Source organism: Dictyoglomus sp. (assembly GCF_049968615.1).
Taxonomy (GTDB): Bacteria; Dictyoglomota; Dictyoglomia; order Dictyoglomales; family Dictyoglomaceae; genus Dictyoglomus; species Dictyoglomus turgidum.
Window position 1 is genome coordinate 126159 of the sequence record NZ_JBMFQK010000001.1, and the last position, 12093, is coordinate 138251.

The 12093-nt window shown below is 32.6% G+C and carries 13 protein-coding genes; 8 read left to right on the top strand and 5 right to left on the bottom strand.

Annotated features, from left to right (window positions below; genetic code table 11):
• Position 1: 1 nt before the first annotated feature.
• From ACP5QL_RS00665 to rpmB, 5 genes are read right to left on the bottom strand one after another with little or no spacing between them, the layout of a single operon-like run.
• A complete protein-coding gene (locus tag ACP5QL_RS00665; protein WP_012583856.1) occupies positions 2–568 on the bottom strand; it encodes a V-type proton ATPase subunit E in 567 nt (188 codons plus the stop codon).
• Positions 568–1041: a V-type ATP synthase subunit K gene (locus tag ACP5QL_RS00670; RefSeq protein WP_012583857.1), complete on the bottom strand. Its 474-nt coding sequence runs from the start codon at positions 1039–1041 to the stop codon at positions 568–570. The genes ACP5QL_RS00665 and ACP5QL_RS00670 overlap by 1 nt, the downstream gene beginning before the upstream one ends.
• Before the next feature lie 5 nt (positions 1042–1046).
• Positions 1047–3020, bottom strand: coding sequence for a V-type ATP synthase subunit I (locus ACP5QL_RS00675; protein WP_428124903.1), 1974 nt, complete (start codon positions 3018–3020; stop codon positions 1047–1049).
• A gap of 12 nt (positions 3021–3032) precedes the next feature.
• Positions 3033–3359, bottom strand: a complete 327-nt coding sequence (locus tag ACP5QL_RS00680; protein WP_012583859.1) for a chromosome partitioning protein — start codon at positions 3357–3359, stop codon at positions 3033–3035.
• Positions 3360–3363: 4 nt separating this feature from the next.
• Positions 3364–3555, bottom strand: coding sequence for a 50S ribosomal protein L28 (gene rpmB, locus ACP5QL_RS00685; RefSeq protein WP_012547624.1), 192 nt, complete (start codon positions 3553–3555; stop codon positions 3364–3366).
• A 99-nt stretch (positions 3556–3654) separates the two neighbouring features.
• Between rpmB and ACP5QL_RS00690 the strand changes: the two genes are divergently transcribed.
• The 8 genes from ACP5QL_RS00690 to gcvH all read left to right on the top strand — a co-directional run bounded on the left by ACP5QL_RS00690 (position 3655) and on the right by gcvH (position 12093).
• Complete coding sequence (locus ACP5QL_RS00690; RefSeq protein WP_012583860.1) at positions 3655–4464, top strand: MEMO1 family protein; 810 nt, start codon at positions 3655–3657, stop codon at positions 4462–4464.
• 4 nt (positions 4465–4468) lie between these two features.
• Positions 4469–5050, top strand: a complete 582-nt coding sequence (gene pth, locus ACP5QL_RS00695; RefSeq protein ID WP_012583861.1) for an aminoacyl-tRNA hydrolase — start codon at positions 4469–4471, stop codon at positions 5048–5050.
• Complete coding sequence (mfd, locus tag ACP5QL_RS00700; RefSeq protein ID WP_428124904.1) at positions 5035–8214, top strand: transcription-repair coupling factor; 3180 nt, start codon at positions 5035–5037, stop codon at positions 8212–8214. The genes pth and mfd overlap by 16 nt, the downstream gene beginning before the upstream one ends.
• A gap of 62 nt (positions 8215–8276) precedes the next feature.
• Positions 8277–9344, top strand: coding sequence for a peptidyl-prolyl cis-trans isomerase (locus ACP5QL_RS00705; RefSeq protein WP_012583863.1), 1068 nt, complete (start codon positions 8277–8279; stop codon positions 9342–9344).
• A 144-nt stretch (positions 9345–9488) separates the two neighbouring features.
• Positions 9489–10265 carry a nucleoside triphosphate pyrophosphohydrolase gene (gene mazG, locus ACP5QL_RS00710; protein WP_012583864.1) on the top strand — a complete coding sequence of 259 codons (777 nt, stop codon included), beginning with the start codon at positions 9489–9491 and terminating at the stop codon, positions 10263–10265.
• A gap of 43 nt (positions 10266–10308) precedes the next feature.
• Positions 10309–10584 carry an HU family DNA-binding protein gene (locus ACP5QL_RS00715; RefSeq protein ID WP_428124905.1) on the top strand — a complete coding sequence of 92 codons (276 nt, stop codon included), beginning with the start codon at positions 10309–10311 and terminating at the stop codon, positions 10582–10584.
• A gap of 58 nt (positions 10585–10642) precedes the next feature.
• Positions 10643–11713 (top strand): glycine cleavage system aminomethyltransferase GcvT, encoded by a 1071-nt coding sequence (gene gcvT, locus ACP5QL_RS00720; RefSeq protein WP_012583865.1) that lies wholly within the window; start codon positions 10643–10645, stop codon positions 11711–11713.
• A gap of 2 nt (positions 11714–11715) precedes the next feature.
• Positions 11716–12093, top strand: coding sequence for a glycine cleavage system protein GcvH (gene gcvH, locus ACP5QL_RS00725; RefSeq protein ID WP_012583866.1), 378 nt, complete (start codon positions 11716–11718; stop codon positions 12091–12093).

Consider the following 12093-nt stretch of genomic DNA (forward strand, 5'->3'; position numbering starts at 1 on the left):
TCTACTTTTCTCCACGCAAAATTTGAGCTATCTCAAGTATGTTTTTATTTACCAGTTCTTCTACAATAGTATCAATAGTAAGATCAATTACCAAATTGTCTTTCTGAATTACAAAACCACCCTTACCCTCAACCCTATCTTTTCCTAAGACCAGACCATATTTTTTACAAAAGTGATCCACATCAATCTTATCTTCACCTTTTGCTAAAATTATCTCCCCACCTTTTACTGACTCTTTTTCTACAAAACCATCCCAAATACCATTATAAAGTTCATTAGATAGAGATTTGATTTTCTCTAATAGCAAAAGCTTAACTCTGTTTACTGTTTCTGCTTCTATGCGTGCCTTTTCAGTATTATATTTAAGTCTCAATTGAGATAAAAGAGTACTCTCTTCCCTATTAAGGCTTTCCTTTAAATTTTTTCGTTGTTGTTCCTTCCACTCTTCTAATTCTTTTTCCTTCTTAGCTACAAAATCCTCATATTCCTTCTCTCTTTTCTTTCTGAGCTCTTCAATCTTTACTTTCTTTTCATTCTCAAGTTTTTCAATTATTTTCTCCAAAGCCATTATAGCTTCACTCCAAAGAATAAGAGAATTATAGAAGTAATAAGAGAAAGAATAGCATAAGTCTCTACAAGAGCCGGAATAATTATAGCTTGACCAGAAGTTTGAGGCTTTTGAGCTACCATTTGAAGGGCAGCAGCACTTGCTCTACCCTGCCATATAGCACTCACATACTCTCCAATCATAAGGGGAATACCCACTGCAAAAACCATTAGTCCTTGTTCTAAAGTGAGATTTGGCACATTACCTCCAAGAAGTCCTAATCTCATAAGTATAAGAAAGGCTCCTATAAATCCGTAAAAACCTTGCGTACCAGGAAGAGCTTGAAGAATTAGTACTGTACCAAAAAGATCTGGCTTTTCGGCAAGAACCCCTGCTGCAGCCTCTCCTGCTATTCCCACTCCCTTACCAGATCCTGCTGCTGCAAAACCCGCACCTAAAGCAGCCCCAATAAGAGCAATTGCCAGACCAAGCATACTAACTACCTCCCATCATAATTTTTCTTTATCCTAAAGAATTTACCTTCTATTTTGTAAGGGAAAAATTTTCTTCCGCCATCTACAAAGAACCTTCCATAAAGCTCTAAAAATTGCAATCTTGTAGAGTGAACAAAAGCAGAAAGTGTGCTAAGGACAAAATTCAAAACTTGTCCGCCTACCCATATTAAAACTAAAAAGATCCAGCCTAAAACAGGTATTCCCTTCACCATATTAGCAAGTTGAGTTATTACAAAACCAAAAATAGAGCCCACAAGATTTAATGCAAAAAGTCTTGAATAGGAAAGTACATCTCCCACAAAAGAAGTCAAACCATACCCTCCCATTATACCGTAAAGACTAATCAGTCCCACTAAAATACGAGCAATTCCTTTTTTATCCCTTCCTTGCGTCAATACGAGTCCTACAAGACTAAAAATCAGAATATATTTAAATATTTCAACACCACTGAATTTTATTCCTAAAACCTTAGAACCAAAATAAACCAGAAGCGAACCCAAGAACAATATCCATAAGCCTGCATCATACAAAGCACCCTCATAATCCTTAATTTTAAGACAAGAGATAAAGCGAAGTATTAAAGCATAGAATTGAGAAGCTACACCTATAGACAAGGATATACCAAGAGCCGTAATTAAATCTTGCGAAGGATTTATAAGAGGAAAAACCTTTAAAAATTTTCCATCAGGTCCCAACAAGGGCTGATTTCCAAAGAAACTCCATGTTAACGTTCCTACTATAATAGATGGAATACTAAGTACTGTCAAAAGATCTAAAAGCTGTTTAGTATCATCTTCAGGTTTATATCTATTTTTTATCCACAAAGAACTTATGAGAAGTAAAAGTCCATAACCTATATCTCCTAAACAGATGCCAAAAAATAGCATATAAAAGGGAGCCATAAATGGAGTTGGATCAATAAATCCGTAAGGAGGAAGTCCATAGAGCCTTGTCAAAAATTCAAAGGGTTTAATTATCTTAGGATTATCAAGGATTACAGGGGGATCATCATCTTTATCCGGATCCTTACTCTCAAAGACAAAATCAGAAATATTTTCCCTTAACATTGATAAAAATTTTTCTTTATCCTTCTTAGGTATCCACCCTGAAAATATAGCAAAGTAATTACTACGATAGGCAAGATTCTTAGCTCCTGTTTCTTTTATCTTAGTTATATAATAATCATACCATGCAAAAATGTTCTTCTTTTTATCTAATAATTCTTTAGCTTTACAATATAAGTTCTTAAGGTCTTCATCTACTTTGTTCAAACTTTTTTGAATTCTTTCCAGACTTTTTTGGGGAGAGTCCTTCAAATAAGGAATACGTTTATGAATAAAATTATGTTTTTGAAGAAGATTTTCAAAAACTTCAGAAAACTGTTTTGGTATAATGAATATGACTTTTACATTTTTATTATTAACGAAGGTCCTATACCAGCTTTCTTCAAGGATGTCTTTACTTTCTTCTAAAAAATTACTCCATTCATCCCTTGAAAAGGTTCCTGAATACAAAATAAATCTTTTAAAAACTCTTGGGAAATTAAGATCTTCATTAATATCTAACCAGTAAGCTGTCTCTTCGTATAACTCAAATAATCTTTTCTTTTTATCTTCTATTACATTTAGCACTCTTTCTAAGTTCTTTGCTTCTTTATATAAGCTATCAATAGAAACCTCGGTTCTTAATTTCTCAAATTCTTCCTCTGTTATTTCCTCTCTTCCTGAAAAAAACGCTTCTAAAAAACCTTTCCCTTCTGGATAAAAGATCCTTAATATTTTAAAGATCTCATCAAGCTTGGTAACGTAAGAATCATAAGGAGAAGACTTTTCTGTATTTTCCTCTCCTGTCAATTTTTCCCAGTGTACATTCTCAAAATTTTTAAAAGTGTCAACTACTTTTTCTTCTTTTTCCTTAGGAAGAATCAACCAAAACTTTTCAACTTTTAAAATAGCCATATACTTTCATCCTTACCTTTGAATTAATTTACTTAAAAGGAAGTCTACGATATAAGATATTCTGTTTTCCACGTCTTTTCTGTATTTGTTTATTTCATCAATATACTCCTGTTCCATTTTTTCTAACTTTAGTTTTAAAGCCTTACGACAACTTTCTTCTTCGCCCCTTAAATCATTTAAAAATCTTTGTTTTTCTTCTTCCATCTTTATAGAGTATTCTTGAACCTTCCAATAATATTCTTCCTCCAATTCTTTTTTTGCTTTCTCAACTTCAATCTCTACTTCTTTCTCTTTCGCACTTATAAAAGATACTATATCTTTAACCTTCTCTTCCATCATAATCTTACACTACCTTTTGTACTTTTCCAGCCTTCAAACAACGAGTACATACTTTAATAGTTTTAACTTTTCCGTTAACAAGAGCACGAACTTTGTGGAGATTTGGAAGCCATCTGGTCTTTGTCCTACGATGAGAATGGGAAACCTGTAAGCCTGTCCATGGGCCTTTTCCGCAGATTTCACATCTTCTTGACATTTGTTTAACCTCCTTTCTTTATAGATTTTAAGAAATTATCTTTAAACTAATGTTAAAACCTCAACAAATTTTAAGCAAAATCGGTTATAATTATATCATATGAAGAGAAGATTACCATCGGTAGCAGGGTATTTTTATCCTGCAAGAGAAAAAGAATTATTAAATATGCTTTCTCAATTTATAAAAGAGGTACCCCAAAAGACACCTCTTTTAGGCTGTGTAGTTCCTCATGCCGGATATATTTACTCAGGAAAAGTTGCTGGGTTAATATACTCAATTATGGAAGTTCCAGAAGTAGCAATAATAATAGGTCCAAACCATAATGGACTTGGTTATCCTTCTGCTATTTATAGTGAGGGGGTTTGGGCCACACCTCTTGGAGATGTTGAAATAGATTCAATTCTTTCTCGAAAAATTATTAATAATTCTAAATATCTAAAAGAAGATTTTGTAGCCCATCATCCAGAGCATTCTTTAGAAGTTCAAGTACCTTTTCTCCAATACCTCAACTTTAACATAAAAATAGTTCCTATAACAGTAGTAGATTACAGCTATGAAGTGCTTAAAGATCTGGGATATGCTATAGGAAAATCCCTCCTGGATTACGAAAAAAATACTGTAATAATTGCAAGTTCAGATTTTTCTCATTATGAACCCTACGAGATTGCAAAGCAAAAGGATTTTTATGCTATTGAGGCAATTCTTAATTTAGACGAAAAAGAGTTTATAAAAAGAGTAGTAGAGAAAGATATTTCCATATGTGGTGTAGGTCCCATAGTTATTACTATAATAGCAGTAAAATTATTAGGGGGTAGGAAAGCACAACTTGTTGCTTACCAAACCTCAGGAGATATAACAAAAGATATTGATCAAGTAGTAGGATATGCTGGTATAATATTCCCAAAATAAAAAAGTGGAAAGGTTAGGAATAATAGGACTCGGAAATCCAGGATACGAGTATGCTAACACCCGCCATAATGTGGGATTTATGGTAGTTGATTACTTGCAAAATTTTTATAAATTTCCATCCTACCAGAAAACAAATTTTAACTTGCTTACTTTTGGAAAAATATCAAATACTAAAGTCTACTTAGTAAAACCTCAGACTTATATGAATCTAAGTGGTATAGGAGTCAAAGAGTTCATAGAGAAATTTGCTTTTGCTCCAGAAGAGCTCCTTGTGATTCACGATGATCTTGATCTTCCCATAGGAACTATAAGAATTAAATTTAATGGAAAAGATGGAGGACATAACGGAATAAAATCTATTATAAAAGAAATTAATACCTCTAATTTTTACAGATTAAGGATAGGAATTGGAAAACCTCAAGATAAAAATCAAATCGTAGAATATGTATTAGGAAAATTTAATGAAGATGAACTTAAAACAATAGAAAAAATTTTACAAAGCTCACACCAAATAATAGAGACCATAATAAAAGAAGGATGGGATAAGGCACAAAACCTATATAATAGAAAATGTCTATTCTGTTAGAAAAGATCATAAAAAGTAGCGAATTCAATACTCTTGAGAGAGTAATTAACTCTAAAAATCGTCTCAAAATTTTCGGAATATACAAGGGTATTTATCCTCTATTTCTTTTATACCTAAAAAGATATGAAAAACCCGTTTTATGGATAACCAATAACGAAGAAGATCTGAATATATGGGAAGATTTACAGGAAGATTTAGAAATAAGTATATTACCCTCTTATGTGCATCTTCCTTATGAGCGACCTTTAAGATCTCCTCAGATTCAAGGAAAAAGATTGAGAGCTATCTCAAATATAATTTACGATAAAAATTTTTCCATTATTGCTTCTTTAAAATCCTTAATTTATCCAATTATCCCCAAGGATGTCTTAAAAGAGAGAATCATAAAAATAAGAATCGGAGAAGAAATAGCTCGAGAAAAAATAGAAAAATACCTGGCAGAAAATTTTTATCAAAGATTACCTCAAGTAGAAAAAATTGGAGACTATAGCATAAGGGGTGGAATTCTAGATATATTCTCTCCTATATATGAGAATCCTATAAGAATAGAATTTTTTGGAGATGAGATTACTTCTATAAGATTTTTTAATTTGGAAGACAAAAGATCTATAGAAACAACAAAAGAAGTATTTATAACTCCCATTTCAGAGCTTATTGCAAATAAAGATGAAGAGAAATACTTTTTAAAAAATAAAGAGCTTAAAAAGTATATCTTTTCATATCTTCCCCCAAATACCATCTTAATCTTTGAAAATTACGATGAAAGCCTTGCTCTAATCCAAAAATGGACGGAAAAAGGATTAGCAAATCTTGAAAAAAGAAGGACTAAAGAAAATCTTCCAGAAGATTTATACCTTACTAATTCTTTATTAGAAAGTTATACTTCCCATTACCAAGTATTAGATCTGAATAGTAAAGATGCAGACCTTGCATTTTCCATATATTCACCTCCCTCTTACCAAGGTACCAATGAGTTTTTTGAAAAAAACATAAAATCCTTCGTTTATGATGGATGGGAAGTATACATTTCATCGGAACATCAAGATATCGTAAGGACAAGGCTTAAGAATTTAAATGTGAAATACTTGGTTGGAGAAAAGGTAAGAGAGGGTTTTTTATGGGAAAAGGAAAAAATTCTTGTAATTACTGATTATGAGATCTTTGGGAAAAAAAGGAAAAGAAAAGTTATAAGATATGAAAAAGGACTAAAACCCAAGGACTTATACCTTTTAAAAGATGGCGATTATGTGGTTCATGTAAACTACGGTATAGGAATATTTAGAGGACTAAAAAAACTTAAAGTAGACGAACTAGAAAGAGAATTTATATACATTGAATATGCTAACAATAGCTTTCTATATGTTCCATTAGAAGAAATGCATCTTATCCAAAGATATGTATCCTCCTCTCCCGACCCACCACAGATAAGTAGATTAGAATCTCGCCAATGGGAAGAAACAAAACGAAAAGTAAAAGAATCAGCAAAAGAGATCGCTGAAGAATTACTAAAAATCTATGCTCAAAGGGAAATCACTAAGGGTTTTGCTTTTTCTCCTGATAGCCCACTTCAAGAAGAACTTGAAGCAAGCTTCCCTTATATAGAGACAGAAGACCAAATAAAAGCTCTTAGAGAGATAAAAAAGGATATGGAATCTACAAAACCTATGGAAAGAGTGCTTATTGGAGATGTAGGTTTTGGCAAAACAGAGCTCGCCTTAAGGGCAAGTTTTAAGGCAGTGCTTGATGGAAAACAAGTAGCAATTCTTGTACCAACCACAATTCTTGCTTATCAACATTGGAAGGTATTCAAAGAAAGGTTAGAAGTTTTTCCTGTAAATGTAGAAATCTTGAGCAGGTTAAAACCTAAATCGGAGCAAAAAAGAATAATAGAGAAGATAAGAAAGGGAGAAATAGACATAATAATTGGAACCCACAGAATTCTACAAAAAGATGTGGAATTTAAAGATTTGGGCCTAATAATTATAGATGAAGAACATAGATTTGGAGTACTACAAAAAGAAGCCTTTAAAAAGAAATATCCCCATGTAGATATTCTTTATCTCTCAGCAACGCCTATTCCAAGAACTTTATCCATGGTTCTTTCTGGAATAAGACAATTTTCAGTACTTGAAACTCCACCTGAAAATCGCTTACCTATTCAAACCTTTGTAGTGGAATATAATCCTGAAATTATTCAAGAAGGAATAAGGAGAGAATTAGAAAGAGGAGGACAGGTATATTATGTGTGTAATGACATAGAAAGATTAGAAAAAATAAGAGAAGAACTATCAAAACTCGTTCCAGAGGCAACTTATGCTATAGCCCATGGCAAAATGGACGATGAAAAATTAACAGAAGTTATGAGTAATTTTTATGATGGAAAAATAGACGTTCTGATTGCCACTACCATAATAGAATCAGGCATAGATGTCCCTAATGCAAATACACTGTTTGTGGAAAATGCAGAACATATGGGACTTGCTCAGCTATATCAACTTCGTGGAAGAATTGGAAGATCCTATAAACAAGCTTATGCCTATTTTTTGCATGCCCCTCTAAAGAAATTATCCCTTGAAAGTATAAAAAGACTTGAAGCTTTAAAAGAATTCTCAAGCCTTGGATCTGGTTTGAGACTTGCCTTAAGAGATCTTGAAATAAGAGGTGCAGGAAAGATCCTTGGAAAAGAACAACACGGACATATAAACTCTGTTGGGTTTTATTTATATCTTCAACTCTTAGAAGAGGCAATCAATGAATTAAAAAGCAATAAAGAAGGAAGTGAAAAAAATAAAATAAATTGCCATATTATACATCCATTTCCAGCAATTATACCCGAATACTATATAAGTCAAAGCAGTGATCGTATATACTACTATCAAAAGTTGGCTCATCTTGAAGATATTAATGATATAGAAAAAATAAAAAAGGAAATGGAAGATATTTACGGACCTATTCCAGATTCTGTTGAGAATTTATGTCTTCTCTCTCAGATTAAATTTTTTGCTGAAAAAATAGGAATAGAAAAAATTGAAATATCTGAAAACCAGGTAAAACTAACATATTCAAAGGGTATTGAAAGAACCTTAAATTTACCTAAAGGGGATTATAGAAAAAAAGCCCAATTTCTACTCCAATTTCTCAAAGATATCTCCAATATTAAGTAAAATTGTGTTATAATCGCAATCAGGTTTTATTTCAAAAACTGTAAAACATGAGGTGAGATAAGATGAAGAAACACAGTATTTTCAAGATTTTGTTCATTGTCTTTGTTGCAATCTTTATTCTTGGAGGAGCCTTTGTAGCTCTCGTGTATCATCAGATGAAGAATTACCCTGTATTAAAAATCAATGGTATGCCTGTGAGTAGACAAGAGTATAAAGACCGATTAAACTTTATGAAAACCCAATACTCTATTATGTTCAACGTAGACTTTACCACTACCGAAGGACAAAAATTACTCCCCAAGGTAAAAGATGAGACCATCAAAGATCTTGCCCGTTGGAAAATAGTACAAACAGAAGCAAAAAAAAGAGGAATTTCAATTTCAGAAAAAGAAGTTGACACACGATTAAAAGAAATAGAAAAAGAATTTCCAAGCGTCTTACAATTTGAGATGACCCTTGCCCAATACGGTTATGACAGAAATACCTTCAAAGAAGAACTTAGAAAAAATCTTCTTATGAGAAAACTTATAGATGAGATTGGAAAAGATGAAAAAGTAACAGAAGACGAGATTAAAAAATATTATAATGAAAATATTAAGCTCTTTGAGCATCCTAAGGAATATAAGGTTTACTCCATACTTATAAAAGATGAGAAAAGGGCAAAAGAGGTTTACAATGAGCTCACCTCTAATAAAATAACCTTTACCGATGCCGCCAAGAAATATTCTGAAGACACAACTACAAAAGATAAGGGTGGAGAATTAGGATTTATAACCCAAGGGACTCTCCCAGAAGAGGTCGAAAAAATAACCTTCACTTTACCTCTCAACCAAATAAGCAAACCCATAAAAACCAATGAAGGATATTACATAACAAAGGTCACCGAGGTAAAAGAAGCTTATACTACTCCATATTTCCAAGCCAAAGCAGAAATAGAAGATAAGCTACTTTATGACAAAAGGGCAAAGGTTTTCAATAAATGGCTTGAAGATCAGGTAAGCAAAGCAAAAATAGAAAGAGACTTTTCAGACAAGGATATATGGATGAGGATTTGGAGAAAACTTATTGAAATTCAACAGATCTTTTATAGAAAAGAGGCAAAGACACCACTACCAAAAACTGATGAATAAAAAATTTTTGCAATTTCTCAAATAAGGTTTAGTCTTATTTTGTTGAGTTCATTTTTCAAAATATAGCATAGAGGCTTGCTTTTTATAAAGTAAGTGCTATAATTTTAGTGAAATTCATATTTTTAAAGATAAAGAGAAAACCATATGGACGAAAAAGAAAAAATATGTAAAGAGTTTATAGATCTTTACTTAGTAGTAAAGAGAGTCAGGGAGGAATGCCCATGGGATCAAAAACAAACCTCCCAGACTCTTATTCCATATTTTCTTGAAGAATCTTATGAGCTTATAGATGCCTTGGAAAAAGACGATTCAGAGATGATAAAAGAAGAACTTGGGGATATTCTCTTGCATATTCTTATGCAAAGTATAATGGCAGAAGAAAAAAATAGATTTAATTTTGAAGAGGTATGTAAAAATTTAAAAATAAAGTTAATAACAAGACATCCTCATGTATTTGGAGAAATCAGGGTAGAAGGAGTAGAGGATGTTCTAACAAATTGGGAAAATATAAAGAGCAAAGAAAAAGAAGAAAAGGGAATTTTAAGTGGTATTCCTAAGAATATGCCAGCTCTTCTTACTGCTTTTAGAATACAGGAAAAAGCTTCTCATGTGGGGTTTGATTGGAAAAACAGCAAAGAGATATTACCAAAATTGTATGAGGAGATAAAAGAATTAGAAAAAGCAATTCAGGAAGATAACAAAGAAAAAGTAGAGGAAGAAATTGGAGATTTGTTGTTCACTGTAGTGAATATATCAAGGCATTTAGGAATTGATCCAGAATCTTCTCTAAGAAAAACTAATAATAAGTTTACTGAAAGATTTAATTATATAGAAAGAAAAGTAAAAGAATCCGGAAAAGATTGGAAAGATTATAGTTTAGAAGAATTAGACGAACTTTGGGAGGCTTCGAAAACTTTATAAAAGTTTTTATAAAAACCCATATCAGAAAGGGGGTGAATAAGAAATGAAGAAAGCAGAATTTATCGCAAAAGTAGCAGAGAAAGCAAAAATCACTAAGAAAGAAGCAACAAAAGTAGTAAACGCTGTATTAGAAACCATTGCCGAAGCTCTCTCTAAGGGGGATACTGTTCAATTTGTAGGCTTTGGAACCTTCTCTGTAAGAAAGAGAGCTGCAAGAGAAGGGAGAAATCCACGTACACAGCAACCAATTAAGATTCCTGCTACAAAAGTTCCAGTATTCCGTCCAGGAAAAGAGCTTCGTGAAGCAGTAAAGAAGTAAAAAACATCTCCGGGCTGGGGAATCCCAGCCCGGAAGCATTTTTTAAAGGAGTGGAAAAATGGCAAAGAGGCTATTTCTCGAAGATGAGCATTTAAAATATGGGGCAAAATTTTTTGAATTTGCGGGTTGGTGGATGCCTCTTGAGTACTCGGGCACCATTAATGAACACCTTACTGTAAGAAAACACGTTGGAATTTTTGATATATCCCACATGGGAAGAATCCTCCTCAAAGGTCAAAAAGTAAAAAACTTTGTTCAATATGTTACTACTAATGATGTGAATAATCTCTATCCTGGGAAAGCTCAATATTCTCTAATATTAAATTACGACGGAACCATTAAGGATGATATTATTGTTTATGAAATAAGTGAAGAGGAATTCTTGTTGGTAGTAAATGCAATAAATACTCAAAAAATTTTAGATTGGCTAAATTTAAATAATAAATTTGAAGTAAATATTTTAGATCTCACAAATACTACAACCCTATTAGCTATTCAGGGACCAGACTCAGAAAAAGTTCTCGAAGAATATTTCAACCTAAATCTTTCAAACATCAAATACTATCACTTTAAAAAGAATCATATGATTATTTCGAGAACAGGCTATACAGGCGAAGATGGATTTGAAATAGTCTCAGATCCTGAAATAGGGAGAAAAATATTCAGGGATTTGGTAGAAAAGAAAAAAGCTACTCCATGTGGTTTAGGCGCAAGGAATACTTTAAGAATAGAAATGGGATATGCCCTCTACGGTCACGAAATAGATGAAAATACGACACCTTGGGAAGCCAATTTAGGTTGGGTTGTAAAACTTAATAAAGGAGATTTTATAGGCAAAGACTCTTTGGTAGAGAGAAAAACAAAAAAAGAAAAGATCCTCAAAGGATTTGTCATGTTAGAAAATGGAATACCAAGAGATGGATACGAGGTGTATTTAGATAAAGAGAGAATCGGATACATTACAAGTGGAACCTTTTCTCCCATGTTGAAAATGGGTATTGGTATGTTATATACTACCAAAGACATAAACCATGAGATACTTATTAAAATAAGAGAAAAATTTTATAAAGCCAAAATTGAAAAACCACCTTTTGTTAAAAATACTTCAATAAAGAAAGGAGAGAGATAAAAATGTATCCAGAAGATAGAAAGTATTCAAAAGATCATGAGTGGGCAAAAATAGAAGGTAATGTAGCAATTATTGGAATCACTTATCACGCTCAAGAGGAACTTGGAGACATTGTACATGTAGATCTTCCAGAAGTGGGGAAAGAGGTAAAACAAAATGAAGTTCTTGCAGTAATTGAATCAGTCAAATCTGCATCCGATGTTTACTCTCCTCTGTCTGGAAAAGTCATTGAAATCAATGAAAGTCTAAAAGGAAAACCAGAACTTATAAACGAGGATCCCTATAATGCAGGATGGCTTGTTAAATTAGAAGTCTCAGATCCAAAAGAATATGAGGGTTTACTTTCTGCAGAGGAGTATAAGAAACTTATTGGAGAATAA